Below are 26,754 nucleotides of genomic sequence, written 5' to 3'. Positions count from 1 at the left end.
GAACTTGCTCTACAGCACTCGCCACGACGGTGCCCGCGGGTCCCTGTCTCTACGAACTGCCGTCGACGCTTGCTTGCCCGGTCATCGTCCACTGAACCACTCACTGCCAATCAGCCTTCGATCCGGATCGATCGTCAACAGCACTTTCTTGTCGAGTGAGAGGACGTGACGGCGCTTACCGGCACGTCCGTAGACAATCTCAGCTTCAAGTCGCCCCTCGATTGACCTTGCTGCTGGCAAGTCGGGAAGTTCGATGACACCGTCTTGCCACCAGCCCGTCAAACCTGACGAGACCAACACCGGATGTAGGTTCTTGTCCTTGGTTGAGACGCGATCCATCACTCGCGACTCGATCCGCTCAACTTCGAACTCCACGGGGAACGAGGCGAAGTTGTTGAGAGTGAATCCGAGGTGGAAGCCCGCGATCTGTCCCTGCTCGTCGAGTACCGAAACGACTCGTCCTCCTTGGAATCCGAGCTTGTCCTTGGCGGTGATTCGACTCCTCCACTCTGAGTATCGCAACAGCGCAACTGCGCTCTGGGCAAGCACAATGACAGTTCCAACGAACACGTAGAAGGGCGGCACGTCAGAGTTGAGCCCGATGAGCAATCCGGCTGCGGTAATGACGACTGGCAACACCCATTGTTGAAGGACAAGTCCAGCAAGGAGCTGGGAGACGAATCTGGCTGCGGGCTTCGATTGCACGCTTGGATGCTCTCAGCTTCGCTCGATCGCAGCAATGACGTTTGTATGGCCGCCCAACATTCCGACGGGCCCATCGTCTTCCCTACCCTCCGAGCATGGCCAAGAACCTCATCCCGCTGTTCGAACCGGCGATCGTTCAGGGCATCGCCGATGTCTTGGGCGAGACGCAGTACGGCCTGACTGGCAGCGAGATCGCACGCACCCTCGCGGACGTTCGTATTTCCGACGTGAGCCCCACCATCACCAAGCGCCATCGGCTCTACGAAGCGCTCGCGGACAGACAGGCCCAGGACGATGCCGGCAACTGTGTTGTGGCGTTCATTCGGGAAGCGATGTCGCCGGTCAAGTACCGAAGCGATCCCGCGCTGCGTAGCCGTCGGCAAGACGACCTCAACGAGGTTCTTGTACACACGGGGTTGAGAGTCAAGGACGATGGCCAGGTAGCCCGCCTGCGAGACGGTGCGGCGACGACTCTTGACGAGGCCGCTCGACGAGCCGGCAGCCTGCGTACCGAGTTCCGTCGACGCGGCACCCATCCCGATGTCCTGCGTTACTGCACTGATGAGCTTCTGCGAAGGGACAACTTTCACGCAGTGCACGAGGCTGCGAAGAGCATTCCAGATCGCCTCCGCGTGCTCACGGGTCGTGTCGACGATGGCGCGGACTTGATCAACGCAACACTCACTCCGTCCAGTGGTCCCGCCGTCGCCATCAACGCTGGCCGCACACCGTCGGATCGCAGCGAGCAATCGGGCCTCGCCAACTTCGCGATCGGACTGTTGGGCCTCTACCGAAACCCGCCGGCTCACGACCCAAGGCTGCGCCGCAAGGTCAGCGACGACGAACTGCTTGAGGCGCTCACGGCAATTTCCATGGTGCAGCGCCGACTCGATGATGCGACGATCGCACGGGTCTCCTGACGCCGCGAGGAGGCCATCCGGGAGCCGGAACGTGTGAACGATTTCGACAAGTCTTGCCCCGGCGCTCTTGGCCGTGTCAAGCGTCGGCTGATCGCTCGGCTCGTCGGGAACGACGCAATCGTCGACCGGTGTCTCAGCGACGAGGAATCCGGCGAATTCGTTATCGTCGGCATCCTGCACGGCATCTTCGACTGCGTCCGAACCGAGGTACTCCGCACATGGCAACCGTCCACACGCTGAAGATCTCTCTGAAGTCCGTGAAGCCTCGTGTTTGGCGCCGCATCGAAGTGCCGTCCAATATCGCCCTTCACAATCTCGCCGGCCTTCTGGTGAGGGGGATGGGCTGGGAGGGCTACCACCTCCATTCGTTCGAGATCGACGGCGTCACCTACCAGCGACCTGGACCATTCGACGACTCTCCGTTTGGCCGTCAGTCCCGCGACGAGTCCAAGTACCGACTCGGCACAGTGCTCGGCGAAGTGGGCGCAAAGATGCGATGGGACTATGACTTCGGCGACGGTTGGGAGCACGACATCCTCGTCGAAGCAATAGTGCCCGCCGAGGCAGGCGTGACCTACCCACGCTGCGTTGCCGGTCGCCGGGCGTGCCCGCCTGAAGATTGCGGCGGCTGGTGGGGCTACGCGAATCTGCTCGAGGCGATCGCCGACAAGCAACATCCGGACCATCAGGAGTTGACCGAATGGCTCGGGCATGGCTTCAACCCAGTGCACTTCGATCCCGGTGAGGCGACCCGAGCCATGTAGTCACCAACCTGGCCGGACGGCTGCGACTGAATCCTGAATCGCCGCGGGACTGCCGCTGCTCGGCGGTCTGCCTCCTCGGAACATTCCGATGGACTGGGCCCCACCGGCCAGTACGACGGACAATGCACTCAGGGCGCTTGAGCCGAGACTCTTGTCAGGTCACATTCTTTGCGACGCCCAATATCGATCAATTCAGCGATGCCGGATGGACGCGCAGCCGAGTGTGGCGTGCGAGCGCCGTGAAGTCACGATCGGCATGGAGCACTTCCGCGCCGCTCCTGATGGCAATTGCCGCAATGAGACAGTCGATCATGTTGCGCACGGTCGAGCCTGACTGCCGACACGTTCGGTACAGCAGTGCAGCGCGCTGGTAGTCGATCGTGTTCGTAGGAACGACGTGAGCGCGCCCAAGCAGCGCACGTAGCCGGGCTACGTGGACTTCATTGCGAGCACCAGCCAGAAGCTCCATACGGATGGCATCGCAGGTGAGCGCGCCACCGGCCAATGCCGATGCCACGGCGTCAGAAATGCGACCGTGATCATCCCGCAGGTACGCGACCCAAGCGGACGTCTCGACGAGAACTGTCGCGACCGCTGGACGCGCCCTTGGCCGTGACTGGGTCACAAGTGCTCGATCCTGCCTCCACGCATCGCTTCCAAGTCACCTTCCCAACCGCTACCCCTCATGGCAAGCGCTTCGTCCAGGGACATGGGTTCTTCCGCAGCCAGTTCCAAGGCGAAGTTCACGGCCGCCCGTTTGCTGGTGAGCCCGTATCGCACCATGACGCGCGAACACGCCGCCTCGTCGATGTCAATGTTTGTGCGTGCCATACACCAATAATACACCACTCGCCGGCCGCTACATCGACGGGGCACTCAGCGGCGGTGCAGCGGACTTAGCATTCGAGCGAGGGCTACGAGGGGGTGCAGGCGATGGCACGTGCCGATGTGGCGCATCCGGACAATGTCGGCGGGCCGTGGTTCGTCGATACGCGCTGCATCCGATGCGATGTCGCCCGGCACTGGGCTCCTGGGCTCATCGAGATGGACGACAGCGGGCTTTCGTACCTGGCGCGCCAGCCTGAGAGCCCGGCCGAGACTGCCGCTTTGTGGCGGGCGGCCGAGGCGTGCCCGACGCAGTCGATCGGCAACCTCGAGATCCGCCGCCCGCTCAGCCCGCCATTCCCCTACGAGCTGACACCCGGCGTGTGGGCACTCGGGCACAACGCCCGATCTTCGTTCGGTGCGCACTCGTATCTCGTTGAACGGCCCGACGGAAACCTCATGGTCGACTCGCCCCGCTACCTGCGCGGCCTCGCCGAGCGAGTCGACGACCTCGGCGGGATTAGGCACGTGCTGCTCAGTCACCGCGACGACGTTGCCGACGCCGACCGGTGGGCCGAGCACTTCGGCGCGGAGGTGTGGATCCATGCCGCCGACGCGGACGCCGCTCCCTACGCCACGGTGATCCTCGACGGCGACGACCCCGCCGTGATCTCTCCGGGGACCGTCGCCATCCCGGTGCCGGGCCACACCGAGGGCTCGGTCGTCTTCCACGTCGACGACCGGTGGCTGTTCACTGGCGACACGCTGCATTGGAACCACCGCCGGAACGAGCTGGACGTCTTCGGAGAGCAGACCTTCCACTCATGGGATGAGCTCGCCGGCTCGGTGGACCTGCTCTCGACGCTGCGCGTCGAGTGGGTGTTTGCCGGACACGGCTCGTGGCACGACATCGGAATCGGCCTGTACGCCGACCAGATGTCGAGCCTCGGCGACGGAATGCGCCAGATCGGCCAAGCCAACTGGGCGCAGCGGCCCCGCGCCGCCTACGACTGGTATTGAGCTCCGCCCGAATCGATACGCCGCCCCGGCAGGCGACCAGCCGCGCCGGATCAGCCTTGCCGGATCAGCAGCGCCAGCTCAGCCATGTTTGTCGGGGCCAGCCTTGGTGATGTGGAAGCGGACCAGGCAGCGCTGGTCCTCGACCATCGCCCGGCGGTAGTCGTCCCAGTCGGGGTGCTCGCCGCTGACCGTGCGGTAGTACTCGACGAGCGGATCGAGCGCAGCCGCGCCCGAGATGATCTCGGCTTGGCACTCGAGCTGGACCCAGCGACCCAACCACTTCTCGGGGAACACACACAGCCACGACTGCGGATCGCGGTGCAGGTTCTTGGTCTTGAACGCTGTCTCGCGAGTGCTCATCACCACCGTGTCGTCGACGACTGCCACCGTCACCGGCGAGAGCTGCGGTGTCCCGTCACGCGCCTTGGTCGCCAGAACCCCCCGATCGTTCTTGCGGACGTAGTCGAGTGCCTTGGAGATCTCCATGGGCACAGCGTCGCACACGCCGCATCGACAATTCAGTGGAGCTCGCCTCGGTCCGCAAGACTGCCGCCATGAAGATCTCTGCTGCATTCCCGCCCGTTCCCGAGACACCCGACCACATTGTGCTGGCCGAGCAGTTGGGCTACGAGACCGCATGGGTCTATGACACCCCGGCGCTGCAGCTCGACGTCTGGATGACGCTCGCACTCGCCGCGGTTCGCACCGAGCGCATCCGACTCGGACCGGGCGTACTCATCCCGTCGCTGCGCCACCCGATGACGACGGCTGCGGCCATCGCAACGCTGGTCGGCCTGGTCGGTCCCGACCGGGTCATCATCGGCGCCGGCACCGGCTTCACGGGTCGCCGGGCTATGGGTCAAAAGCCGTTGCGCTGGGCCGACTTCCCCGGCATGGTCGCCGACGTGCAAGCACTGCTTCGGGGCGAGATCGTCGAGGTCGACGGCAGGGCGGCGCGGATGCTGCACTGGCCTGGTCAGGCGGTCGAGCGACCGATCGAGGTGCCGTGGATCCTGGGCGTGAACGGCCCCCGAGGACTCGCCGCGGCCGCCAAGATGGGCGCCGGCGTGTTCACCTCGCGACCCCGTCCTGATGCCGACTACAACGGGATCGACGATGTCATCCTGCTCGGCTTCGGCACGATCATGGACGACGACGAATCGATCGAGTCCCCTCGCGTGATGGACACCGCCGGCCCCGGCGTGAGCGTGGCGTACCACGCCTTCCTGGAACAGCGCGATGCCCGGCTCGGCACGCTGCCGAATGCTGGGCGTTTCGCCGAGATCACCGCAGACATGGACCCCGCAACAATTCACCTGTCGCTCCACGAAGGTCACCTCACCCAGTTGAACGCCATCGATCGCCAAGTCCTTACCCCCGAATCGCTGCGCATTGCGCCTTTCGTATGCCACGCCGCCGAGGTGCCCGAGCGCATGGATCGACTTGCCGCAGCAGGCATCACCGAGGTGTCGTTCCAGCCGATGGGAGACGTCGAGCGCGAGCTGCGGGCCTTCGCCGCGGCAGCCGGAATCTGAGCCCCAACGCGACGAACCAGCCAAAGCACTTCGGGTCGGCCAGTTACGGCTCCTAGCCACTATCTGGCACTATCGGGGCGATGACGAGTGGCGGGGAAACGAACCCTGACCCGCAGGAGAGCCCCGAGGGGACTCCCGGCCTTGGCGATCCCGACTCGCTGAGCCTCTCGGAGACGGCCCTCGAGTCTCCGCTCACCACCGCCGAGCTCTGCCGCGTGGTCGGCAGCCGCGTACGCGAACTTCGCCAAGCGTTGAACATGACGATGTCGGCCTTCGCCTCCGACGCCGGCATCTCGCTGGGCATGCTTTCCAAGATCGAGCACGGCCAGAGCGCGCCCAGCCTGTCGACGCTCGCTCGCCTAGCAGCGACTGCCAAGGTGCCGGTGACCGCGTTGTTCCGGGGTCTCGACGAGGAGCACGATCTGGTCATCGTCCGGGCGGGCGAAGGCCATGAGATCCACCACGACCGGGGCGGACCAGATCGCCTGTACCAAGACCTCGGAACCCTGCGCGGACCCAACCGGATCATCGAGCCGATGATCACCACCATCACCGAGCCGGGCGGTGTGTTCCCCCTCTACCAGCATCCCGGCGTCGAGTTTCTCCACGTCCTGGAGGGGTCGCTCTACTACGGCTACGGCGGCAAGGCCTACCTGCTGAACACTGGCGACACCATGCAGATCCACGGCGAGGTGGCCCACGGCCCGGTTGAACTCGTGGAGTTGCCGGTACGGTTCATCTCCATCAAGGTGTATCCCGCCAGTGAGCAGCGCAGCGCAGCGGGAGGGTGACGCAATGGGCTTGATGATCGTCGCCGACTGGATCAGCGATACCGGCTTCGCTCGCCGGAGCATCTTTCTGTGGATCCTTCTGGTCGCTGCGGTTGGTCTCAGCTACTGGGAGTGCCGCGAACGCGGCTACCGGCAAACGGTCTTACTGTGGTGGGTGTCTTTCGTGGCCATCACCCATGTGGCGGGTTACCTCATCCTGCGCTTCGTCGTTCGACCGCCCCGAGACGACTGATCCCGCAAGCTTGCGAGCCGTAGGACGCCAAGATGCCTGAACACGAGTCGATGCCCCCCGAGCCGCCGACCGGGCCGAAGGGCCTGTTGGGCCGGATACGCGGGATGCCGGGTCGCCCAATCCTGCTCATCGTGGTGGGCCTGATTCTGGTCGTTGCCCTCGTCTTCTTTCCAGGAAGCTGTTCTGGAGTCGACATCGAGGAGGGCCAGGCCATCGCCACCGCCCAGGGCGCCCTCGAGGCCCATCCCGACGCCTTCACGCCTGAGCGAACCGAGACCAAGATTCTGCGCCAAGGCTTCCCCCCGACTGCGATGTGGGTCGTTGTCTTCACGGTCCAAGACCCCGAAGGGGGACCGGAGGATTTCCTCCATCACGCAGCCATCTGGGTGGACGCCGGCACCGGGAAGCTCCGCCAGGTCAACGTCAGCGAGCCCGACGACAACTGACCGGCGGCGCGCGGCTGCCCGGCTGAATTCGCGCGCGAATCTCCCGCGAGGTTCAATATCAACCCATCGGGCGGGTGATGTTCATGCGAACATTGCGAACGTGTTACGGTCTCCCCCAATTGGTCTGAGGCCCGGGTTGTTAGGGACTCAAGCGCAAACCGAAAATGGGGGGAGGCGCGATGGACACGTCTGTTGTGTTCACGGAGGCTTATTACTTCTTCACCGTCGCGATCATGTGGCTGCTGCACGTAGGTTTCATGACCTACGAGGCAGGCGTCAGCCGTCGCAAGAACATCATGTCGACGGCGATGAAGAACATCATGACGATCGCCGTCGTGACGCCAACGTTCTACTACGTCGGTTGGTACGTCTACTTCTGCATGCAGGAGGGCTTGAAGTTCACCGGAACTTCAAGCGGTAACAGCCCCGCAGGACTTGCGGATCTGTTCTTCTGCGGCGGTCAGTACGGCCTGCCATGGGACGGCTCCGCCGGACCGAACCTCGGCGACAACATCACCGGCGTCTTCTGGGCAGCCTTCGTGCTGTTCTCTTGGACGACCGGCTCGATCATGTCGGGCTCAGTGCTAGAGCGAATCCGAATTTCGGCCTACCTCTGGCTGACTGCCCTGATGGGCGGCATCGTCTGGGTGGTTGCGGCCGCCTGGGGTTGGAGCTACGGCGGCTGGCTGACGGTTCACTTCGGCTACCACGACTTCGCCGCTTCCGGCGTGGTCCACGGTGTCGCAGGGATCTTCGCTCTAGGGGTGCTCTTCAATCTCGGACCGAGAATCGGCCGATACGACAAGGATGGCGGCACACGGGCATTCAAACCCCACAACCTCCATCTGACGTTGATGGGACTGATGATCATCTTCACGGCCTTCTACGCCTTTTATGCGGCGTGCCTGGCCATCACGGCGGATACGACGCCTGGCTGGGCGAACATCTACTTCAACCCGGCCACTTTGTCGGCGATCACCTACACCATCACGATGGGCTTCGCCGGCGGTTTCGCCGGCGGCTACGTCTTCAGCAAGGGCGATCCGTTCTGGACCATCTCCGGTGGTCTGGCCGGTGTCGTGGCTGTCTCGGCGGGAGCCGACATCTACAGCCCGAATCTGGTGCTGATCCTCGCGTTCTTCTCGGCCGGGCTCGCCTTCATGGTGGGCAGCTGGATCGAGCAGAAGGCCCGCATCGACGATGCGGTCGGAGCTGTGTCGGTCCACGGTGTCATGGGTTTCTGGGGTGTCATGGCTGTCGGCATCTTCGCCGGTGGCTACCCGACAGGGCCCGCCGGGGTGAAGACCACCTTCCTGGGCCAGCTCGTGGGAACGGCGGCAATCTTCGCCTTGGCGTTCGTGACCGGTTACCTCGCATCCTTGGTCTTGAAGAAGCTGAATCTGCTGCGGGTGCCACCCGAAGTGGAGATCGAGGGCCTCGACATGGCTGAGTACGAGACGGACTTCTATCCGGAGTTCGGCCGAGCCGAAGAACCCATCATCCATGCCGACGGATCCGAGGGGCCTGCAGCCGACACGCTGAAGGCCGACTACCTCGCCAACCGCTAGTCGGGTGTCCGCCTCATGGCTGCAGCTCGTTCTTGCACTTGCCGTCATGTACCTGCTGGTCTCGGCCGCCGGGTACTGGAGCAAGCAGAAGCGAGCGCAGCAGGAGGCACAGGGACATGACCGGCATAACCACTGACATCGTTCAGCACTAAGGAGGACTGAATGAACACCTTCCCTTATGACAGTTGGGAAGCGGCCCTTGAAGCCGCCGATGGCACGACCGGGTACTTCACATGGGGTCCGGGCGGCAACACTGGCTCGTACGTCCTAGCAATCATCGGGATAGTCATCTCGGTGGCTGCGGCACTCATCGTGACCGTGCGTGAGGACAAGCTGCTCAACCATGCAGCTGACCGTCTCGCTGACAAGTACAGCTAGGAGGACTGACATGGCTCGTCGCAAGCAGATTGCGTTCCAAGGCCTGCAGGGCCACGACAAGCGGGTCGAGATGGCGGTAGTGGTCTTCACCATCGCCTGCATCGTCTTCGCCATCATTGCCATCCAGGTCGTCGGCTGACGGCAAAAGGCAATTTCAATCCGAACACCGCGGCAGACGCCGCGCCGCCCATCGGCGACGCGGCGTCTGCCAGCGCGTTGAGAACCTAAGTTGGCCTTGTGAGAGTCGCCCGATTGCGGATCGCCCAAGCGAGTTCTGCGGTTGCCGGCGCTGCGATGTTCCTGCCGTGGCACGTCAACGGCGGACTGAGCGGCACCCAGACTGTGCGCGGCATCGGCACCGGTATCGGCAGGCTCCTCTTCGTCGTGTGCATCGTCACGATCGCAGCGGTGCAGATCCGTTGGCGTCCGGCGTGGATCGGCGCCGGTTTCGCTGGCGCAATCGCAGTGCGCGAAGTCTTGGATCCGTCCGGCGTCAACAACCCGGATCCGGGCTCGGGCTTGTGGGTCGCGATCATCGCGTCTGCAGTGGCCGTCGTCTTGCTGGTATGGGACATGTTCGCCGGCATTCCCGATGGCGGCGCTGGCGATGATGACGGCGGTGACGCCGACGGGCCGCCTCGGCGTGGACTCTCGGGCCCTCTGGGCCGCCGGCGGTGATGCTGGGACCGGGCGTGGAGCGCTACCGGGTGACCGGTGGCGGCGCCACGGTGCTGGCGCTCGCTGCCGGCGACGAGTTGGAGATCGTCGATCCTGAGGGCTGCCAGCCATGCGAGCTGGTCGCCTTCGATCACGCTGGGACGTCAGACCCCGAATTGCTGGAAACAGCAGCCGGAACTGAAAACGGTCGGTCGGACGAGCGGGCCGCAGTGGGCATCCTTTCGGCGGCACTTCACGACGCCCGCCGGGTGCGGGCCGGGCTCGAGCGTGTCGGCATCGACATGGCCGCCATGCAGGCCGCGACGCCACGAAGACTCTTCGTCGGCGACACTCCTGCGGGCAGCAGCGCCCGCGTCATCGCCCAAGCCGTCGTCGCCTGCGTAGTGGTCGCGCCTGGCGGAGCCATGTCGGCCCACGGCGGTGCCCCGCCCACCGACCTGATTGCCTACGTGCACCGTCGCGAACCCACTCCCCAGGCCGAGCCGTTGCTGCCGACACCGCTGGCCGACCCCAGCCAGGACTTCATCGTGCTGGCCAGCACAGCTCGCGCCTACCAGGTATCGGTGGGCGACTGGTTCCAAGTAGTGGACATGGAGGGACGGCAGTGCTCGGACTTCCAGTGCTTCGCAGTGTCGGACCTCGAAGCGGGCTCCGAGCTCGGCCTCGACGCCACCATCACCCGCTCCCTCATGGGAGCGAGCTGCCCGGCACCTGGCCTGTACTCGAAGTTCTTCAACGCCAAGATGCAGCCGCTTGTCGAAGTGGTGCAGGACACGGTGGGCCGCCACGACACCTTCAACACTGCCTGCAACGCCCGCTACTACGAGGAGATGGGCTACCCCGGCCACATCAACTGCACCGACAACATCAACGGGATCCTCGATCCCTTCGGAGTCGCTGCACGGCGGGGCTGGGAGGCGATCAACTTCTTCTACAACACCCAGGTCGATGACGCGAATCAGATCTACCTCGACGAGCCGTGGTCGCGCCCTGGCGACTATGTGCTGCTGCGGGCGCTGGAGGACTTGGTGTGCGTCAGCACCGCGTGCCCGTGCGATGTCGACGCTGCCAACGGCTGGAACCCCACCGACATCGCGGTCAGGGTGTACCCCGCAGCCAACATGTTCAAGAAAGCGACGGCGATCAGAATGACCGCGGACTCCGAAGCCCAGCTCACCCGAGAGACTGGATTCCACCCCCGCACCTCCGCCTTGACGCGGAACCTCAGCGAGTACTGCGGCTACTGGCTGGCCGACCATTACACGGCACACGGCGCCGTCGAGGAGTATTGGGCGTGCCGGCAGGCCGCGGCGGCAATCGACCTGTCGCCCCTTCGCAAGTTTGAGGTGACGGGGCCCGACGCCGAAGTGCTGATGCAGACGTGCGTAACCCGCAACGTACGCAAGCTGGCTGACGGGCAGGTCGTGTACACCGCTATGTGCCACCCCACCGGCGGAATGATCGACGACGGCACCGTCTTCCGGCTGGCGCGCGAGAACTTCCGCTGGATCGGCGGCCAGCTCGGCTACAGCGGCATCTGGCTTCGGGAGCAGGCCGCGCGGCTCGGCTTGGCTGTCTGGGTGCGCAATTCCACCGAGCAGCTCCACAACCTGCAGATCCAAGGCCCCAACAGCCGCCGGATACTCGACGAGGTCATCTGGACGCGCCCCGACCAGCCAACCGTGGAGGAGCTGGGCTGGTTCCGGTTCGCGATTGCGCGGATCGGGGACCACGACGGCATCCCGATCGTCGTCTCACGCACGGGCTACACCGGCGAGCTCGGCTTCGAAGTGTTCTGCCACCCCTCCGACGCCCCGGCAGTGTGGGACGCCATCTTTGAGGCGGGCACACCCCACGGGCTCGTGCCCATGGGCCTGACTGCGCTCGACATGCTGCGCATCGAGGCCGGGCTGGTCTTCGCCGGCCACGAGTTCTGCGACCAGACCGACCCCTACGAGGCGGGGATCGGCTTCACGGTCCCGCTCAAGACCAAGGAAGACGACTTCATTGGGCGCGATGCCCTGTTTGACCGGCGCGACAACCCCCAGCGGCGGCTGGTGGGGCTGGAACTTTCCGGGGGCGAGCCGGCGGCGCTCGGCGACGGCGTGTACGTGGGGCGCAACCACGTCGGTGTGGTCACCAGCGGCACCATCTCCCCCATCCTGCGGAAGAACATCGCCCTGTGCCGCATGGCGTTGCCCTACAACGAGATCGGCACGGCCGTCGAGGTGGGCAAGCTGGACGGCCACGAGAAGCGCATCAGTGCCGAGGTAGTGCGGTACCCGTTCTACGATCCCGACAAGTCCCGAGTCCGCGCTTAGGCGTGTCCTGCGTCCTTGCGCAGGGATGCAAGACTGAGAATTGTTCTACTCTCGTTGCATAGACATCTAACCACAGGGGGGACTCAGACATGACACGGGTAGCCATCATCGGCGCGGGGCCATGCGGACTTTCGCAGCTGCACGCGTTCGCCAGTGACAGCTCAGCAGAGGCCTCGGACATCGAGCTCGTCTGCTTCGAGAAGCAGGACGACTGGGGCGGACTGTGGAACTACACCTGGCGCACGGGACTCGATGAACACGGCGAGCCGTGCCACGGGAGCATGTACCGGTATCTGTGGTCCAACGGCCCCAAGGAGTGCCTGGAATTCGGCGACTACGGCTTCGAGGAGCACTTCGGCAAGCCGGTTGCGTCGTTCCCGCCCCGCGAGGTCCTCTACGACTACATCATCGGCCGCGCCAACCGCAGCGGCATCCGCGACAAGATCCGGTTCAACCAATCAGTGCGGCGCGTGAGCCGGTCGTCGACCGGTGATGGCTTCACGGTGACGACGTACGACCACACCGCTGACGTCACCACCAGCGAGGACTTCGACTGGGTCGTGGTGTCCACCGGGCACTTCTCCACGCCCAACATGCCCCACTACCCCGGGTATGAGACGTTCGGGGGCACACTGCTGCACGCCCACGACTTCCGCGACGCCGTGCAGTTCGAAGGCCGCGTCGTGCTCGTCATCGGGTCGAGCTACTCGGCCGAGGACGTTGCATCACAACTGTGGAAGTACGGGGCGCAGTCGGTCATCTGCTCGTCGCGCAGCGGGCCGATGGGCTTCGACTGGCCCGAGGGCATCACCGAGAAACCGATCCTCACCCACGTGGACGGCCGCACGGTGCACTTCACCGACGGCACCAGCTCCGAGGTTGACGCCATCGTCTCTTGCACGGGCTACCTCCACCACTTCCCGTTCATAGACGACGACCTGCGGCTGAAGACCGCCAACCGGCTCGCTTCGTCAATGCTCTACCGGGGTGTGGTGTTCCAGCCCGAGAACCGGATGCTGTACCTGGGGATGCAGGACCAGTGGTACACGTTCAACATGTTCGACGCCCAGACCTGGTACGCCCGTGACGTCATCCTGGGCCGCATCGAGCTGCCCGACGCCGACAAGCAGGCCCGCTGGATTGACGACTTCCAGGCCGCGGAAGACGAGGTGCCCGACGACTACGCCGCCATTGACTTCCAAGGCGATTACACACAGGACCTGCTGGACCAGACCGACTGTCCCGACCCGAACACACCGCTCATCAACAAGATGTTCAAGGACTGGAAGAAACACAAGAAACAGTCGATCCTTGGCTACCGCGACCACGGCCATACCTCGCCGATAACGGGCACGATGGCGCCGATACACCACACGTCCTGGGAGGATGCTCTCGACGACTCGCTCGAGTCCTATCTGGCCGACTCGGGCTGATTCACGGGGCACGCCAGAGGGCCGCGTCCAGAAATTGCGTTGAGAGGCAGAGCTGTGAGGGCGATCCCAACCGAAGTCGATGCGGTGGTGATCGGCGCCGGGGTGATCGGTGCCAGCATCGGCTACCAGCTCGCCCGGCACTCGGACTTGCGAGTGGCCATCGTCGATGCTCGGGCGCCCGTCGGGGGCATCTCGGGCCGGACGTTCGGCCAGATCCGCCAGCACTACTCAAATGAGCTGATGGTGCGTATCGCCCAGCGAGGGTTCCACTGCATCGGCAACTGGGACTCCGAGGTGGGCTACGGCGACCCCGGCTATGCGCGGCTCGGCTACATGCTGTTGGTGACCGAGGATCAGCTGGACGGACTGCAGTACAACATCGACCTTGGCCGCGGCCTCGGCGTCGATACACGCTTCGTCGTGGGCCGCGAGATCACTGAGATCGAGCCCCTGGTGAACGCGGACGGCCTCGCGGGTGGCGCCTACGAACCTGACGGCGGCTTCATCGACGTCACGAAGATGGTGTTGAGCTGGCTCACGGCTGCAACCGCAGCGGGGGCTGCAGTGCTGGCGCCGGTCGCCGTGGACCAGATCCTGATGTCTGGCAACGCCGTGACGGGCGTGGCGACGTCTGCCGGGGAGATCCGGGCTCCCATCGTCATCGCCGCCACTGGCGCCTGGGCGCGCGACCTTCTCGATCCGCTGGGCGTGGAGGTGCCTGTCGAGCGGCGACGGCTCGACATGGCGGTCCTCTCGCAGGGCCCTGGGGCGCCCGCGCTGGGAACCTGCATCACCGACGGCAACTCCAACCTGGTCATCCGCCCCGACATGGGGCGCCATGTCGTGGCCGTGGCCTACCCGCCGCAGATGCCAGTGGTCACCGATCCGCTCGCCGACGCACCGCCCGCGGACCACCAGGAGCACGCCGTGCGCCTCAGGGCGGCCATGACCGAGCGTCTGCCCGAGATGAGCTTCGCCGCCACGGTCTCGACCACCAGCGGCGCCTACGACGTCTCACCCGACTATCACCCCATCTTGGGCTGGGCCAGCGAGATCGGCCCAGTCGATGGCCTCTACCTGGCCGTCGGCCTCTCAGGGCATGGGCTCAAGCTGTCGCCGGCCCTCGGGGAGATCGTGGCTGCCCATGTGCTCGGTACCGACCAGGTCGGCGACGCGCCCGCCATCGACACCCGGGCACTGCGCCCCTCGCGCTTCGCCGAGGGCGACCTCATGCACCTGTCCTACGGGCCCAGCGCCCGCGCCTAGCCGGCCCCAGGACTGGCCAACCCTAGGACTGGCTAGCTCCAGGGGTACGGCGAGTTGCTCACCGGGTGGAGCCGGCCCTCGGCGTAACGCGAATAGCGGAACGGCTCCAGCAGTGCTTGGGGCTCTCCGAGCAGCTCCTTGGCCACCAGCGCACCCACGCCGATCATCTTGTAGCCGTGATTGGAGTCGGCAATGAAGTAGGCGTTGTCGCAGAAGGTGTCGAACACGGGGAAGTTGTCGGGCGAGAAGCTGCCGATCCCCCCTGAAGGCTCGTCGCTGATGAGGTGGGTCTTGCCCTCGAAGCGCTTGTGGCAGTGAGCTAACGCCGCAGTCCAGGTGCGATAGAAGTCGCCCCCCACAACGAAGTCGGGCGAGTCGGGTCCGTAGGGGTCGACGGCCACATCGGCAGACGGCTTATCCACGACGTAGGGCATATAGCCGCCCTGGACGCCGCCGAAGTTGAAGTCCGGCTTGTAGTAGACGCCCCACGGCCCCTCAGTCACGAGCCCGTCGTCGTCGTACAGCGGCGCATCGGTGTCGACGTGCACTACCGGCGGCATGTTGCCCTCGTTGTCGGTGAGGTAGCCGGGGTCGACTGTGAGCGTGCCTTCCTGCAGGCACATGTAGGTCCACGTCGGACGGCTGTGCAGCTGGCCGTCGCTGGCGAGCACGTCGGTTGTCGTCGGCAGGTCGAGCATCGCCCAGATCTTCTGTACCCACGGCCCCACCGCCACCACCACGTGATCGCACGCCACGGGTCCCTGATCGGTGAGGACTGCGGTGACCGCCCCAGAGTTGTCCTGGTCGAAACCGGTCACGGTCACGCCGCCGACCACGCCGACGCCTTCGGCTTCGACCTTGCCGAGCAGCCCCTTGAGCGAGGCCATGTTGTTGGCATACCCGCCCCGGTGCTCATGCAGGACGCTGGTAATGCCCTGCGCCTGCCAGTCATCGAAGATCCCACGCATGTAGCTGGCCGAGGCCTCGGCACCTTCAACAAACGTCGACGAGTAGCCGATGGCCTCTTGCTGCGCGTGGATCGACGCCACGTCGTCGCGCATCGCCTCATGGCTGATCTGCATGTAGCCCACGGGGTGATACGAGAACGCCTCGGGATCGCTGTCCCAGACGTCCACCGAGTGAGCCATGAGCTCACGCATGGCGGGCTGGAAGTAGTTGTTGCGAATCACGCCACAGGCGATGCCCGAGGCGCCCGCACCTACGCCGGTCTTGTCGATGACGACGATGTCGTCGCCCGATCCCCGTCCCGACGATCTCAGATCGCGGGCAAGGTTCCAAGCTGTCGACAGGCCATGAATGCCTCCGCCGATGATGACAAAGCGGGCCCTGGTCGGCAGTGTCATAACCGCAGCCTCCTCGGTTCAGTTGCTTTGAGTGGCTTCTGTGCGACGGCTCAGTGGCCGCCGGGGGCTGTCCAGCCCTCCAGCACCGGCTTGCGCCAGTCGGTGCCGACGATCCGCGATTCTTCGACCCACGGCCCCAGCTCCACCTGCGGGAACTTGCAGTGGATGTCCTTGAGGGTGATGCCGTAGCTGTTGCCCTCGGTGAGGTGCTTCATGAGCACCTTGCGGGCGATCTCGTCCTCGCGGCCGGGCGGGATGTCGAAGTAGATCTTCAGGAACGAGTTCGAGTAGCGGTCGAACACCGCCGGCACCCCGTCCTCTTCGAGAAGTGTGATGTCCTCGAGCCAGTTGATGTCGGGCCCTGGGGTAACCGCTAGAAGATCGATGTCGGTGACCAGCGACATGTCTTCTTGGTAGGCGAACCGCTTCCCCGCCAGGACTTCGGCGTCGATGGCGACGGTGCGGGTCTCGCGTGAGCTCTCGCCTGTGTGAGCAGATGCTGCGTTCGTGGTCTGCGACATGTCACACTCCCTTGTCGATCACGTAGCGGTCGAAGAGGTCGCGGATCTCTTGCATGTTCCGCTCCTCGCTGACACCCGGGATGTAGTCGGTGCCCGCGAGCGGCACCTTGGCCATGGCGGCCGCCTCGTAGGTGAGCGCGGCCAGGTCCTCGGGCTCCAGAGAATGGACATCGGTCTTGCCGCAAGCCCGGGCCAGCATCTGCACTTCCATGGTGAGGGTGAGGAGGAAGTTGTAGACCCGAAGAGCGGCCTCATCGACGTCCAAGCGCTTGCGCAGCTCGACGTCCTGGGTGGCCACGCCGACGGGACACCGACCCGTGTGGCAGTGGTAACACTCGCCCGCGGGCACGCCGATCGTGCCCTCGTAGTCGGTGACGCCAGGGATCTCCTTGTTGCAGTTGAGCGCCATCAACGCAGCCGTGCCCAACGCGATGGCATCTGCACCCAAGGCCAGGCACTTGGCCACGTCGCCGCCGTTGCGGATGCCACCCGCCACGACGAGGTCGATGTCGTCGGCGAGGCCCACATCCTCAAGCGCCCGCCGGGCCTCAGGGATGGCCGCCATCAGCGGGATGCCGGTCTCCTCAGTGGCCAGATGCGGTCCCGCACCGGTGCCGCCCTCGGCCCCATCGAGGTAGATGACGTCGGGGCCGCACTTGGCCGCCATGCGCACGTCGTCGTACACCCGGGCAGATCCCAGCTTGAGCTGAATGGGGACCTGATAGTCAGTGGCTTCGCGAATCTCTTGGATCTTCAGCGACAGATCGTCGGGGCCGAGCCAGTCAGGGTGGCGGGCCGGCGACCGCTGGTCGATGCCCGCCGGCAGCGACCGCATCTCAGCAACCTGCTCGGTGACCTTCTGACCCATCAGGTGGCCGCCCAGTCCGACCTTGCAACCTTGGCCGATGAAGAACTCCACCGCGTCGGCCAGCATCAGGTGGTGGGGGTTGAAGCCGTAACGGCTCTGGATGACTTGGTAGTACCACTTGGTGGACAGGTCGCGCTCTGGCGGGATCATTCCGCCCTCGCCCGAGCAGGTGGCGGTGCCAGCCATCGACGCGCCCTTGGCCAGAGCCATCTTGGCCTCCAGCGACAGCGCACCGAAGCTCATGCCCGTGATGTACACCGGGATTTCGAGCTCGAGCGGCTTAGCGGCGAAACGAGAGCCGATGACCGTGGAGGTGTCGCACTTCTCGCGGTAGCCCTCGATCACGAATCGAGTGAGGGTTCCGGGCAGGAACACCAGCTCGTCCCAGTGGGGGATCTTCTTGAAGATCGAGAACCCCCGCATCCGGTAGCGGCCGAGCTCGGCCTTCACGTGGATGTCGTTGATGACCTCGCGGGTGAAGATCCGACTCTTGCCGAGCACGTCGGTGCTCACGTTGACCTCGTTCGTATCGGCCATGTCTCTTTCCCCTAGTGGATGACGAGCTTGCGCTCGGAAGGCTCGAGCAAGTCGTAGTTGTGCAGCATCTTGCCGCAGACGAATTTCTGGAATTCGGGCGGATCGCCGAGCCCATGGATGCGGAACTTGCGCTCGATGAACTCGGTGTCGGCGTCGTCCCACTCTCCGGGCACGCAGTCCACGCCCAGCGACGCCACCTTGCCGCCCACATAGAGGGCGCCGTCGTACATCGAGTCACCCAGGTTCTGACCCGCGTTGCCGCAGATGATCTGGCGTCCCCGCTGCATCATGAACCCGGTGTTGATGCCGACATTGCCGAGCACGATGATCGTGCCGCCCTTCTGATCAATACCGGTACGGGCACCGACATCGCCTTTCACGATGAGGTCGCCGCCTCGGATGGCTGCACCGGTCAGCGAACCGGCGCCGCGCTCGATCGTGACGACGCCCGACATCATGTTCTCGGCCACAGACCAGCCCACGCGGCCGTTGATCGTCACTTCAGGGCCGTCGATGAGCCCGCAGGCAAACCAGCCGGGGCTTCCCTCGAAGTGAATCCGGCAGCGCTTCAGTATCCCCACCGCTAACGAGTGCTTCGAGGCGGGATTGAGCACCGTCACATCGGTGATGCCGTCGTCGTAGATGAGTTTGCGCAGCACCATGTTGATCTGGCGGATGGTCAGATCAGCTGCGTCGAAACGGGCCCTGGCACCGTCGAGTTCGACGTTGTCGGGCATCTCCGCATGGGGCTCCACGAGCCCACGGGCGTCATAGGCGATCCCGCTGCGGGAACCTACACCTGCCATACCAGCACCTCTCTCTCGTAGGGATCGCGGGTTTCCACCTCGCGTTTCACCAATGCTCGGATGGCCACTTCCTCGGTGGCCACCGCCACCAGCGGCTCGGACTCGAACAGCACCAGCGGCTTGGCAGCCATTTCGTCCTTGGCGATTCCCATCTGGTTGCCGGTGACGCACACGTAGGTGAACACGCCGTCGAGCTCATCGAGGCTGTGCTTCATCGACGTTTCCAGCGACAGGCCCCTCGACATGTACTCAGCGAGGTAGACGGCGATGATCTCGGAGTCGCACTTGCTCTGGAATCGGTGGCCATGTTGTTCGAGACGCCGGCGCCACTGGTGGTAGTTGGTGAGCTGGCCGTTATGCACCACGGCCACGTCCGCGAACGGGTAGGCCCAGTAAGGGTGGGCACTGGCCAGGTCCACTTGGGATTCGGTGGCCATGCGCACATGACCGATGCCGTGGGTGCCACGGAACGACCCCAGGTTGTACTGATCGCTCACCGTTGCGGCATCGCCGAGATCCTTGATGATCTCCAGGGAGCTGCCCAACGACAACACCTCGCAGCCGGGCACGTCCTCGAGGTAGTCGGCCAGCGCCTTGAGGTCGCCGCCGTAGCGGATGGTGGCCCGGAACGCGTAACCGGTCTCGCCGGTGACCGCGGCCACCTCGGCGCCGATCTTGGCCAAACGACTCTCCACCTCGGCCCGGTTGCGTTCGAGGCGTTCGGCCATGCCGAAGCCGGCGCTCTTGTTGGGCTCGGCCAGCACGAACCGGATGACGACGAGGTCGTCGGCTGGCCCGTATACCGCGTAGCCAGTGGAATCCGGCCCCCGGTGCTTCATGGATTGGAGCATGGCGGTGAGCTCCGCTCCGATGTCGGCGCGTCCGTCGCGGTGGATCACTCCGGCTATACCGCACATGGTGCTACCCCCTTGGTGAGTGTGTGTGGTGTGTGTCGTGGGCCGGCCCCGCAGGCGTCGGCATTGTTGGGATCAGTGCGGCAGGATCAGGGCAGAACGTCCAAGTACTCTTCGACGTCCCAGTCAGAAACCGTGTGCAGGAACCGTTCCCACTCGTCGGTCTTGTAGTGCATGAACACCCTGTACATCTCGCCAGGCAGGGCCGCCTTGATGACCTCGTCTGCGTCGAACGCCGCGAGGGCCTCGCCGAGGTTGAGCGGGATCTTTTGCACGTCCTTGCCCGACTCCACGGCCTCATAGATGTTGCGCTCCTCGGGCGGACCCGGGTCGAGGCTGCGGTCGAGGCCGTCGTCCATGGCCATCAAGAGCCCCGCGAAGGACAGGTGCGGGTTGACCGAGCTGTCGGCCGTTCGGTACTCGAAGCGACCCGGCGCGCTGATCCGCAGGGCGGTCGTGCGGTTCTGGAAGCCCCAGTCTGCGAAGACGGGCGCCCAAAAGCCGGTGTCCCACAGCCTCCGGTAGGAGTTGACCGTCGGCGCGCTGAGGCAGGTGAGACCTCGGACGTGCTCGAGGATGCCGCCGATGGCCTTCATGCCGATGGGACCGGGCAGCTGAGGGTTGTCGCCTTCGGGCATGAATTTGTTGTTGCCCTCGGCATCCCACAGCGAGATGTTGTGGTGGCAGCCATTGGCCGACACACCCATGAACGGCTTGGGCATGAAGCAGGGGAACGCGCCCATCTCGCGGCCGACCTGCTTGCACACCTGGCGATAGGTGGTGAGCCGGTCGGCGGTGAGCTCGGCCCGGTCGAATTGGAAGTTCAACTCGAGCTGGCCGGGGGCGTCCTCGTGATCGCCCTGGATCATTTCGAGTCCCATGGCCTCGCAGTACTCGATCACCTTGTGGATGATCGGCTGCAGCTCCGCGAATTGGTCGATGTGGTAGCAGTTCGGCTTGGTTATGCCCTCGACGGTCGGCTTGCCGTCGGCGTCGGTCTTGAGCCACATCATCTCGGGCTCGCAGCCGGCTCGCAGGTGCAGATCGTGCTTGGCCTCGAACTGCGCGTGGAGCCGCTTCAGGTTGCCGCGGCAGTCGGAGGTCAGGAAGGCACCGCCGTCCACCTCTTCCTCGCGGCCCCGAAACAGCGTGCACCACACTCGGGCAGTCTTGGGATCCCACGGCAACCGCATGAACGACTCGGGCTCGCCGATGCCGACGAGCTCGCGGGCCTCGGGGCCGTAGCCGATGTAGTTGCCGTGGCGGTCGATGAAGAGGTTCGCGGTGGAGCCGTAGACGAGCTGAAAGCCCTTGCGGGCGATCATCCCGAAGTGCTTGGCGGGAATCCCCTTGCCCATGATCCGGCCGGTCACCGAGACGAACTGGCAGTACAGGTACCTGATGCCATCCGCTTCGATGCGGGCCTCGACTTCGGCAATCTGCTCTTCTCGTCCGTCTGCGCCGACGAACATCTCAAGATCGGTAGCCATTGCTTCCCCTGTCTGGCTGGTTACTGAGTTCAAACGAACCGTAACGCCTCAGAAACGCCCCAGAATCCTCGCCAGCGAGTGCCCCGGGCATCACAGGACCATAGCACGGATCGCCCGTCGATATCTAATCTGAGTAGCGGCCCTTTCCTCTCAGTAGAGGCGCGCGAGAACAGCGGCCTTCGCGGATCGGAATGCCCCGTGGCCGCCTTATGTCGCGGCAGCGACGACGGAGACGCCGAATTCGTCACCGGCGTCAATCAGGGCGTCGAAGAGGTACTGGCCGAACGACCGATCGCAGAAAATCAGGTAGGAGGGCGCGGCGTAGGCGTCGTTGCGGGCGATGTCACAGGTGACCTTGGCCACTGAAGCCGACGCAACGGCGCCGTCGGGCATCATCGGATCGGCCCAGTCCAGACTGCAGACTTTTTCCAGCATCCGCGCGGACTCGCGGCCGGTCACACGGAACATTGCCCGCCCGTGTGTCCAATCCAGTGCCGACATGAATTCTTGGGAGTCGAGCCCGTCAAGCTCGGCGACCGCCGCGGATACCTCTTCGGGTGTCCCCAGCACGATCCACTCGCCGGGCCGGGATCCCAGCACGAGTGCGCCGCCAGCCGCGACCTGCGACGATCCGAACCTTGCGCCGAGAAGGTCGGCTGTCGGACCCTGCGCGCTGGCGCGCACCAGCCACTTGGTTGTGGCACTGGCGTCGGACAGCGTCAGATCGCCTGCTTCCGCTGCCGGATAGCTCCGCACCACCGGGCTCTCGTACTCCGGCTTCTCAACCGCCGAGACCTCAAGTGATCGGGCGTCAGCCACGGAGACGCTCCCCGGCCGGGTCGAAATGTGCGTGATGGTCGATCACGGTGGCGCTGATGCGTTCCCCGGAGGTGAGCAGCACCGTCAGCTTGGTGCCGCCGGCGGCCAGATCGGGTTCGACCTGCCCCAGGCAGATCGACCGATCGAGCGTGGGTGAGAACCGCGACGAGGTGATCCGGCCCAGGATCTCGTTGGTCTCGCCGCGCACAATCTGGCTTGCCTCGTCTGGAACGATGCGGGGGTCGTCCGGCTGGATGGCCACGACCTGTGGCAGCTGCCGGTCGGCCGCCCAGGCCAGCTCGGGCTTGCCGGCGAAGTCGTCTTTGTCGAGCTTGATGAGGGCGCCCAAGCCGGTGCTGGGACCCAGGGTCAGCCCGTCGGTGTCTTGGCCCACGATGAAGTGGCCCTTCTCGAGACGCATGATGCGCTGACCTTCCAGACCGAAGGGCCCCACGCCCAGGTCTTGGCCCGCGTCCATCAGGGCCTGCCACACCCCTAGGCCGTGGCCAGCGGGCACGTGCAGCTCGAACGACAGCTCGCCGGTGAAGCCGATGCGCCACATGAAGCAGCCCGACACGCCGACGACTGTGGCCGAACGAACAGTCATATACCCGAAGGCCTCGGGCGACAGGTCCACTCCCTCAGTGACGCGGCTCATCAGCTCGCGCGACCTGGGGCCGGCCACGTTGATGCTGGCGTAGGCGGTGGTCACCGGGGTCACATGGACCTGCCAGTCGGGCCGTTCGGTCTGGAGCCAATTCTCCACCCATTCCCACACGCCGCCCGCGCCCGAGCTGGTGGTGGACATCACGTAATGGTCGGGGCCAAGGCGGCCGGTGACACCGTCGTCGAGCACTACCCCGTCTTCAGCGCACATCATTCCGTAGCGAACCCGGCCCACGTCCAGCTTCATCCACTTGTTGACATACAGCAGGCTGAGCAGCTTCGGGACGTCGGGGCCGCGCAAGTCGAGCTTGCCCAGCGGTGTGACATCGATGAGCCCGACGTTCTCACGGACATTGCGCACTTCGGCGGCCGGGTCGCCGTAGTGGTCCGGGCGGATCCACTGGCCGGCCTGGATGGTGGTTACGCCGTTGGCTTCATGCCACGGATGGATGGACGAGACACGAACCGGCTCGAAGACTCGGCCGGCCAGCGCACCGAGCGTGAGGGGTGCATAGGGGGGTCGCCACACCGTGGTGCCGACCTCGGCGATCGTCTCGCCCCGCGCCTCGGCGATCGCTGCGACGGTGTTGACCGTCTCCAGCTTGCCTTGCGAGGGTCCCATCGTGGCCGTCGTGAATCGCTTGGCCAGCTCGACCGAGTCGTAGCCCTCCTTGGTGGCGGCGACGAGATCCTTGGAGCTGACGTCCTCGGAGTAGTCGACCATGCCGTGGGTGTCGGAGCGATACAGCTCGGGATGGGCGTCACGGCCCAGCGCTACCCGTTCGTCGGGCGCCCAGGCGGGCTCATCGCCTGCGACCTGGAGCGCTCTGGTCGTTCGGGCCTGCAGGCGATGGCGCACGGCCGCGGCGCGGGCAGCGGCGAGGCGGCCCGTAGCGGCGCCATGGGAACGAAGTTGGTCAAGACTTCCGTCGCCGGCGAGGCCCCCGGTTGCCAGGACGTTGCTCGGTGCGTCGGACGGAAAGAACCGAGCTGCGGCTGCGTCGTAGACGGGACGGTCGCCCGCCATGTTGAGCAGTGAGGTCGGGGCGGTCCAGCCCGCAGCCACGACCAGCAGGTCGGCATCGATCCGCCCATTGCTGGCAAGCCCTGCGTCGGCGATGACTGCATCGACCGCCCGGGAAGACCCCTGAGTTGCGCTGACTCGGCGACTCTCGCGGCCGTCGATCACGCTTGCGATCTCCACCCCGGCACGTTCCAGGTCGGCGGCAGCCGCATCGCCGTCGGCGTTGGCGGTGAACACCACCGCCCGCTCGCCCGGCTTGACTCCCCACAGGTTGACGAGGCGCCGGGCCGCTCCCGACGTGATGACACCGGGCCGGTCGTTGCCCTCGAAGACGTAGGGCCGCTCGATGAGTCCGGGAGCCACGACCAGGGTCTTGGCCCGGGCCTTGATGAGCCGTTCTACCGCGATCGGGTGGCTGCGCTGGCAGATGCCGAGCCAGTTGTCCTCATAGCGACCAGTGACCGTCGAGTCGGTGAGCACTTCGATGTCGGACGCTTCGAGCGCCGCTCGCAGCTCAGCCAGCGCAGCTCGGTCGGCGGCGTCACTCGAATAGCGGAGATGGCCGCCCACCGCATGCTCGTGCTCGACGAGCAGCACCCCGGCGCCGGCCTCGCTCGCAGACAGAGCTGCTTCGATGCCGGCTGGCCCGGCGCCGGCCACCACCACATCGGGATGGGTGTAGCGCTTGTCGTGGTAGCCGTGAGGGGTGTCGATGTCGATCTTGCCGCCCGGCGCGAATGTGGCAAGCACACGCTCGTAAGTGGGCCAGAGCCACTGCGGGCGCATGAACGTCTTGTAATAGAAGCCGGCCGACAGGAAGCGTCCGAGGAGGCCATTCGCCGCCTTCAGGTCACGGTTCAGCGACGGCCACGCATTCTGCGAGCGGACGTCCATGCCGGCTTCCAGCAAGCGATGGCCTGCCCTGACGTTCGGATCGTCGCCTACCTGGACCATCAGATTGGGATCCCAGTAGTCGGCCGTGAGGATCCCCCGGGGACGGTGGTACTTCATCGACCGCGAGAAGACTCCTACGCCCGATGCGGCCAGCGCCGAGGCGATCGTGTCGCCTTCGAACCCGCTGAACCGCTTGCCGTTCCAGCTGAAGCGCAGCTTGGTGGCCCGGTCGATCACCTCGGTGGGCTGGACGCCCTGCCGGCTCATCGTCATGCCGCACCGCCTCGCTTGTCACCCGGCAGGGGCGGATCGCGGAACTCATTGGTTGCGGTGTTGCGCTCGATCGTGAACCATCGGCGGCAACCCGACGCGCAATACCAGGTCTCGCGCAGCCACCCGGCCGGGTTGTCGCGCAGGTACAGGTAGCTCCGCCACTGCGAAGGGGACGCCGTGTTGGGGTCGGGGCGAGCGTGTGACTCGCCTCCGTATCGGAGATCGGCCGAGTTGCGCGGGCCGCAGTGAGGGCAAGGCACGAGCAGCATCAGTGACCCACCACAATCGCAATGGCGGCGGCGGTCACATTCACGGCACTGGGGTCAATTGCTCGATGCATCAGTGACCCACCGCCGCTGCGCCCTTTTCGCCCACTAGCTCGCCGCTGTCGAAGCGGCTAAGGGCGAAGGCCTCGATCAGTTTGGGTGTCTTGCCGGTAGCCACCGCCTCGGCCATCTGCTCACCCGACACCGGGGCCGCCTTGAATCCGTAGGTGCCCCAGCCGACGTCCACCAGGAAGCCGTCCACGGGCGTGAAGCCCATCACCGGCGAGTAGTCAGGCGTCATATCGCACAGCCCCGACCACTGGCGCAGCACGCGCATGCGCGAGATGCCGGGCATGAGCTCGAGCACATGGCCTGCCAGTCCCTCGGTGAACTCGAGCGAGCCGCGCACCGAGTAGGTGGCGATCGGGTCGACCGCAGCACCGAACACGAGCTCGCCCCGGTCGGTCTGGCTCACATACACATGCAGCGACCCCGACACCACCACGGTGGGCAGGAACATCTTCACCGGTTCGGTGACCGCGGCCTGCAGGGGATGGGTGGTGATGGGCAGCCGAATACCGGCCATGGCGGAGATGAGTGATGCCCAACCAGCGGTGCAGTTGACCACGACCGGGGTGGAGATATCGCCTCGGTTGGTGCGGACGCCAGTCACGCGGCCTCCGGCGCCCTTGCCGTCGGGACCTTCACCGCCAGTGCAGATGATGTCGGTGACCTCGGTTTTCTGATGCATCTCGACGCCCATGTGGTCGGCGGCCCGGGCGTAGCCCCACACCACTGCGTCGTGGCGCACCACGCCGCCGGGCGGGTGGTAGAGCGCCCCCAGGATCGGGTAGCGAGGGTGATCGGACGTGTCCAGGCTCGGAGCCTCTTTCTTGATCTCGTCAGGACCGATGACGCTGGAGTTGACGCCCTGCAGCTTGTTGACCTCGGCCCGCCAATGCATGGTGCGCAGGGAGCTGTCGGAGTGAGCCAGGGTCAAGTGGCCCCGCTGGCTGAACATCACATTGATGTTCAGGTCAACGGCCATCGAGCTGTAGAGCTGGACCGACCGGTCATAGAACGCCACGCCGGCGGGCGTGAGGTAGTTGGAGCGAATGATGGCGGTGTTGCGGCCCGAGCCACCGCTGCCGAGGTAGGCCTTCTCGAGCACGGCGACGTTCTTGATGCCGTGGTTGCGGGCCAGGTAGTAGGCGGTGGCCAAGCCGTGCACACCGCCGCCGATCACCACCGCGTCGTAGGAACGCTTCAGTTCGGTGTCACGCCAGACGCGTGGCCAGCTCGTGCCGCGGAGGCCCTTCCAGGCCAACGCCGCCGCCGAGTACCTAGGTGGCCGACGCCGGATCCGGCGGGCGATTCCCGTCATCACCGTACGAGCGTAAACAGCTCTCTCGGTGAGGCAAAGTATCAAA

The 26,754-nt window shown here is 65.2% G+C and carries 29 protein-coding genes; 15 read left to right on the top strand and 14 right to left on the bottom strand.

Annotation, left to right across the window (positions count from 1 at the left end; genetic code table 11):
• Nucleotides 1–81: 81 nt before the first annotated feature.
• The gene (locus ACOOHB_RS18615; protein WP_420446284.1) at nucleotides 82–705 is read right to left on the bottom strand and encodes a hypothetical protein; all 624 of its coding nucleotides are present in this window, start codon (nucleotides 703–705) and stop codon (nucleotides 82–84) included.
• A 95-nt stretch (nucleotides 706–800) separates the two neighbouring features.
• On the opposite strand from ACOOHB_RS18615, the gene ACOOHB_RS18610 reads away from it, so the two are divergent.
• Genes ACOOHB_RS18610 through ACOOHB_RS18600 form a run of 3 tightly spaced genes read left to right on the top strand, consistent with a single transcriptional unit; the run spans nucleotide 801 to nucleotide 2,389 of the window.
• Nucleotides 801–1,625: a TIGR02391 family protein gene (locus tag ACOOHB_RS18610; RefSeq protein WP_420446283.1), complete on the top strand. Its 825-nt coding sequence runs from the start codon at nucleotides 801–803 to the stop codon at nucleotides 1,623–1,625.
• A gap of 33 nt (nucleotides 1,626–1,658) precedes the next feature.
• The gene (locus ACOOHB_RS18605) at nucleotides 1,659–1,865 is read left to right on the top strand and encodes a hypothetical protein (protein WP_420446282.1); all 207 of its coding nucleotides are present in this window, start codon (nucleotides 1,659–1,661) and stop codon (nucleotides 1,863–1,865) included.
• Nucleotides 1,844–2,389, top strand: coding sequence for a plasmid pRiA4b ORF-3 family protein (locus ACOOHB_RS18600; protein WP_420446281.1), 546 nt, complete (start codon nucleotides 1,844–1,846; stop codon nucleotides 2,387–2,389). The genes ACOOHB_RS18605 and ACOOHB_RS18600 overlap by 22 nt, the downstream gene beginning before the upstream one ends.
• A 187-nt stretch (nucleotides 2,390–2,576) precedes the next feature.
• On the opposite strand, the gene vapC is transcribed toward ACOOHB_RS18600, so the two are convergent.
• Nucleotides 2,577–3,014 (bottom strand): type II toxin-antitoxin system VapC family toxin, encoded by a 438-nt coding sequence (gene vapC, locus ACOOHB_RS18595; RefSeq protein ID WP_420446280.1) that lies wholly within the window; start codon nucleotides 3,012–3,014, stop codon nucleotides 2,577–2,579.
• Nucleotides 3,011–3,220, bottom strand: a complete 210-nt coding sequence (locus ACOOHB_RS18590; RefSeq protein WP_420446279.1) for a type II toxin-antitoxin system VapB family antitoxin — start codon at nucleotides 3,218–3,220, stop codon at nucleotides 3,011–3,013. The genes vapC and ACOOHB_RS18590 overlap by 4 nt, the downstream gene beginning before the upstream one ends.
• Before the next feature lie 102 nt (nucleotides 3,221–3,322).
• Here ACOOHB_RS18590 and ACOOHB_RS18585 point away from each other — a divergent pair, with 102 nt between their 5' ends.
• A complete protein-coding gene (locus ACOOHB_RS18585) occupies nucleotides 3,323–4,234 on the top strand; it encodes an MBL fold metallo-hydrolase (RefSeq protein WP_420446278.1) in 912 nt (303 codons plus the stop codon).
• Nucleotides 4,235–4,312: 78 nt separating this feature from the next.
• On the opposite strand, the gene ACOOHB_RS18580 is transcribed toward ACOOHB_RS18585, so the two are convergent.
• Nucleotides 4,313–4,720, bottom strand: coding sequence for a PPOX class F420-dependent oxidoreductase (locus tag ACOOHB_RS18580; protein WP_420446277.1), 408 nt, complete (start codon nucleotides 4,718–4,720; stop codon nucleotides 4,313–4,315).
• Between the two features lie 68 nt (nucleotides 4,721–4,788).
• Here ACOOHB_RS18580 and ACOOHB_RS18575 point away from each other — a divergent pair, with 68 nt between their 5' ends.
• The 11 genes from ACOOHB_RS18575 to ACOOHB_RS18525 all read left to right on the top strand — a co-directional run bounded on the left by ACOOHB_RS18575 (nucleotide 4,789) and on the right by ACOOHB_RS18525 (nucleotide 14,882).
• Nucleotides 4,789–5,769 (top strand): LLM class flavin-dependent oxidoreductase, encoded by a 981-nt coding sequence (locus ACOOHB_RS18575; RefSeq protein WP_420446276.1) that lies wholly within the window; start codon nucleotides 4,789–4,791, stop codon nucleotides 5,767–5,769.
• Nucleotides 5,770–5,849: 80 nt separating this feature from the next.
• Nucleotides 5,850–6,560 (top strand): helix-turn-helix domain-containing protein, encoded by a 711-nt coding sequence (locus ACOOHB_RS18570; protein ID WP_420446275.1) that lies wholly within the window; start codon nucleotides 5,850–5,852, stop codon nucleotides 6,558–6,560.
• Nucleotides 6,532–6,792 carry a hypothetical protein gene (locus tag ACOOHB_RS18565; protein ID WP_420446962.1) on the top strand — a complete coding sequence of 87 codons (261 nt, stop codon included), beginning with the start codon at nucleotides 6,532–6,534 and terminating at the stop codon, nucleotides 6,790–6,792. The genes ACOOHB_RS18570 and ACOOHB_RS18565 overlap by 29 nt, the downstream gene beginning before the upstream one ends.
• Before the next feature lie 32 nt (nucleotides 6,793–6,824).
• Nucleotides 6,825–7,238 carry a hypothetical protein gene (locus ACOOHB_RS18560; RefSeq protein ID WP_420446274.1) on the top strand — a complete coding sequence of 138 codons (414 nt, stop codon included), beginning with the start codon at nucleotides 6,825–6,827 and terminating at the stop codon, nucleotides 7,236–7,238.
• A gap of 179 nt (nucleotides 7,239–7,417) precedes the next feature.
• The gene (locus ACOOHB_RS18555) at nucleotides 7,418–8,806 is read left to right on the top strand and encodes an ammonium transporter (protein WP_420446273.1); all 1,389 of its coding nucleotides are present in this window, start codon (nucleotides 7,418–7,420) and stop codon (nucleotides 8,804–8,806) included.
• A gap of 162 nt (nucleotides 8,807–8,968) precedes the next feature.
• Nucleotides 8,969–9,184: a hypothetical protein gene (locus tag ACOOHB_RS18550; protein ID WP_420446272.1), complete on the top strand. Its 216-nt coding sequence runs from the start codon at nucleotides 8,969–8,971 to the stop codon at nucleotides 9,182–9,184.
• Nucleotides 9,185–9,194: 10 nt separating this feature from the next.
• Nucleotides 9,195–9,323, top strand: coding sequence for a hypothetical protein (locus ACOOHB_RS18545; protein WP_420446271.1), 129 nt, complete (start codon nucleotides 9,195–9,197; stop codon nucleotides 9,321–9,323).
• 98 nt (nucleotides 9,324–9,421) lie between these two features.
• A complete protein-coding gene (locus ACOOHB_RS18540) occupies nucleotides 9,422–9,862 on the top strand; it encodes a hypothetical protein (protein ID WP_420446270.1) in 441 nt (146 codons plus the stop codon).
• Complete coding sequence (locus ACOOHB_RS18535; RefSeq protein ID WP_420446269.1) at nucleotides 9,862–12,183, top strand: DUF1989 domain-containing protein; 2,322 nt, start codon at nucleotides 9,862–9,864, stop codon at nucleotides 12,181–12,183. The genes ACOOHB_RS18540 and ACOOHB_RS18535 overlap by 1 nt, the downstream gene beginning before the upstream one ends.
• An 89-nt stretch (nucleotides 12,184–12,272) precedes the next feature.
• Nucleotides 12,273–13,616, top strand: coding sequence for a flavin-containing monooxygenase (locus ACOOHB_RS18530; protein WP_420446268.1), 1,344 nt, complete (start codon nucleotides 12,273–12,275; stop codon nucleotides 13,614–13,616).
• Between the two features lie 54 nt (nucleotides 13,617–13,670).
• Entirely contained in the window at nucleotides 13,671–14,882 is a 1,212-nt protein-coding gene (locus ACOOHB_RS18525) for an NAD(P)/FAD-dependent oxidoreductase (RefSeq protein WP_420446267.1), read from the top strand.
• Between the two features lie 32 nt (nucleotides 14,883–14,914).
• On the opposite strand, the gene ACOOHB_RS18520 is transcribed toward ACOOHB_RS18525, so the two are convergent.
• From ACOOHB_RS18520 to ACOOHB_RS18475, 10 genes are all read right to left on the bottom strand, one after another.
• Nucleotides 14,915–16,246 (bottom strand): NAD(P)/FAD-dependent oxidoreductase, encoded by a 1,332-nt coding sequence (locus ACOOHB_RS18520; RefSeq protein WP_420446266.1) that lies wholly within the window; start codon nucleotides 16,244–16,246, stop codon nucleotides 14,915–14,917.
• A 50-nt stretch (nucleotides 16,247–16,296) separates the two neighbouring features.
• Nucleotides 16,297–16,767 carry a hypothetical protein gene (locus ACOOHB_RS18515; RefSeq protein WP_420446265.1) on the bottom strand — a complete coding sequence of 157 codons (471 nt, stop codon included), beginning with the start codon at nucleotides 16,765–16,767 and terminating at the stop codon, nucleotides 16,297–16,299.
• Between the two features lies 1 nt (nucleotide 16,768).
• On the bottom strand, nucleotides 16,769–18,172 hold the full coding sequence (locus ACOOHB_RS18510; protein ID WP_420446264.1) for an FMN-binding glutamate synthase family protein: 1,404 nt from the start codon (nucleotides 18,170–18,172) through the stop codon (nucleotides 16,769–16,771).
• Between the two features lie 11 nt (nucleotides 18,173–18,183).
• Nucleotides 18,184–18,978 carry a GXGXG motif-containing protein gene (locus tag ACOOHB_RS18505; RefSeq protein ID WP_420446263.1) on the bottom strand — a complete coding sequence of 265 codons (795 nt, stop codon included), beginning with the start codon at nucleotides 18,976–18,978 and terminating at the stop codon, nucleotides 18,184–18,186.
• A complete protein-coding gene (locus ACOOHB_RS18500) occupies nucleotides 18,966–19,895 on the bottom strand; it encodes a glutamine amidotransferase (RefSeq protein WP_420446262.1) in 930 nt (309 codons plus the stop codon). The genes ACOOHB_RS18505 and ACOOHB_RS18500 overlap by 13 nt, the downstream gene beginning before the upstream one ends.
• An 86-nt stretch (nucleotides 19,896–19,981) precedes the next feature.
• The gene (locus ACOOHB_RS18495) at nucleotides 19,982–21,382 is read right to left on the bottom strand and encodes a glutamine synthetase family protein (RefSeq protein ID WP_420446261.1); all 1,401 of its coding nucleotides are present in this window, start codon (nucleotides 21,380–21,382) and stop codon (nucleotides 19,982–19,984) included.
• 207 nt (nucleotides 21,383–21,589) lie between these two features.
• The gene (locus ACOOHB_RS18490; RefSeq protein ID WP_420446260.1) at nucleotides 21,590–22,201 is read right to left on the bottom strand and encodes a hypothetical protein; all 612 of its coding nucleotides are present in this window, start codon (nucleotides 22,199–22,201) and stop codon (nucleotides 21,590–21,592) included.
• Complete coding sequence (locus tag ACOOHB_RS18485) at nucleotides 22,194–25,058, bottom strand: 2Fe-2S iron-sulfur cluster-binding protein (RefSeq protein WP_420446259.1); 2,865 nt, start codon at nucleotides 25,056–25,058, stop codon at nucleotides 22,194–22,196. The genes ACOOHB_RS18490 and ACOOHB_RS18485 overlap by 8 nt, the downstream gene beginning before the upstream one ends.
• Entirely contained in the window at nucleotides 25,055–25,327 is a 273-nt protein-coding gene (locus ACOOHB_RS18480; protein ID WP_419551853.1) for a sarcosine oxidase subunit delta, read from the bottom strand. The genes ACOOHB_RS18485 and ACOOHB_RS18480 overlap by 4 nt, the downstream gene beginning before the upstream one ends.
• Before the next feature lie 70 nt (nucleotides 25,328–25,397).
• Nucleotides 25,398–26,708, bottom strand: coding sequence for an FAD-dependent oxidoreductase (locus ACOOHB_RS18475; protein ID WP_420446258.1), 1,311 nt, complete (start codon nucleotides 26,706–26,708; stop codon nucleotides 25,398–25,400).
• Nucleotides 26,709–26,754 lie beyond the last annotated feature (46 nt).

The sequence above is a fragment of the Candidatus Poriferisodalis sp. genome (genome assembly GCF_965215815.1).
Classification (GTDB): Bacteria; Actinomycetota; Acidimicrobiia; order Acidimicrobiales; family Poriferisodalaceae; genus Poriferisodalis.
The sequence above is the reverse complement of the archived record's forward strand: the minus strand, read 5'-3'. Positions and strand labels throughout refer to the sequence as shown.

Coding starts and splice junctions, on each gene's coding strand:
- ACOOHB_RS18505 (WP_420446263.1), bottom strand. CDS start 18,978: ATGGCAGGTGTAGGTTCCCGCAGCGGGATCGCCTATGACGCCCGTGGG.
- ACOOHB_RS18495 (WP_420446261.1), bottom strand. CDS start 21,382: ATGGCTACCGATCTTGAGATGTTCGTCGGCGCAGACGGACGAGAAGAG.
- ACOOHB_RS18590 (WP_420446279.1), bottom strand. CDS start 3,220: ATGGCACGCACAAACATTGACATCGACGAGGCGGCGTGTTCGCGCGTC.
- ACOOHB_RS18510 (WP_420446264.1), bottom strand. CDS start 18,172: ATGGCCGATACGAACGAGGTCAACGTGAGCACCGACGTGCTCGGCAAG.
- ACOOHB_RS18520 (WP_420446266.1), bottom strand. CDS start 16,246: ATGACACTGCCGACCAGGGCCCGCTTTGTCATCATCGGCGGAGGCATT.
- ACOOHB_RS18580 (WP_420446277.1), bottom strand. CDS start 4,720: ATGGAGATCTCCAAGGCACTCGACTACGTCCGCAAGAACGATCGGGGG.
- ACOOHB_RS18610 (WP_420446283.1), top strand. CDS start 801: ATGGCCAAGAACCTCATCCCGCTGTTCGAACCGGCGATCGTTCAGGGC.
- ACOOHB_RS18545 (WP_420446271.1), top strand. CDS start 9,195: ATGGCTCGTCGCAAGCAGATTGCGTTCCAAGGCCTGCAGGGCCACGAC.
- ACOOHB_RS18570 (WP_420446275.1), top strand. CDS start 5,850: ATGACGAGTGGCGGGGAAACGAACCCTGACCCGCAGGAGAGCCCCGAG.
- ACOOHB_RS18560 (WP_420446274.1), top strand. CDS start 6,825: ATGCCTGAACACGAGTCGATGCCCCCCGAGCCGCCGACCGGGCCGAAG.
- ACOOHB_RS18530 (WP_420446268.1), top strand. CDS start 12,273: ATGACACGGGTAGCCATCATCGGCGCGGGGCCATGCGGACTTTCGCAG.
- ACOOHB_RS18555 (WP_420446273.1), top strand. CDS start 7,418: ATGGACACGTCTGTTGTGTTCACGGAGGCTTATTACTTCTTCACCGTC.
- ACOOHB_RS18515 (WP_420446265.1), bottom strand. CDS start 16,767: ATGTCGCAGACCACGAACGCAGCATCTGCTCACACAGGCGAGAGCTCA.
- ACOOHB_RS18475 (WP_420446258.1), bottom strand. CDS start 26,708: ATGACGGGAATCGCCCGCCGGATCCGGCGTCGGCCACCTAGGTACTCG.
- ACOOHB_RS18500 (WP_420446262.1), bottom strand. CDS start 19,895: ATGTGCGGTATAGCCGGAGTGATCCACCGCGACGGACGCGCCGACATC.
- ACOOHB_RS18575 (WP_420446276.1), top strand. CDS start 4,789: ATGAAGATCTCTGCTGCATTCCCGCCCGTTCCCGAGACACCCGACCAC.
- ACOOHB_RS18585 (WP_420446278.1), top strand. CDS start 3,323: ATGGCACGTGCCGATGTGGCGCATCCGGACAATGTCGGCGGGCCGTGG.
- ACOOHB_RS18600 (WP_420446281.1), top strand. CDS start 1,844: ATGGCAACCGTCCACACGCTGAAGATCTCTCTGAAGTCCGTGAAGCCT.
- ACOOHB_RS18485 (WP_420446259.1), bottom strand. CDS start 25,058: ATGACGATGAGCCGGCAGGGCGTCCAGCCCACCGAGGTGATCGACCGG.
- ACOOHB_RS18535 (WP_420446269.1), top strand. CDS start 9,862: ATGCTGGGACCGGGCGTGGAGCGCTACCGGGTGACCGGTGGCGGCGCC.
- ACOOHB_RS18550 (WP_420446272.1), top strand. CDS start 8,969: ATGAACACCTTCCCTTATGACAGTTGGGAAGCGGCCCTTGAAGCCGCC.
- ACOOHB_RS18480 (WP_419551853.1), bottom strand. CDS start 25,327: ATGCTGCTCGTGCCTTGCCCTCACTGCGGCCCGCGCAACTCGGCCGAT.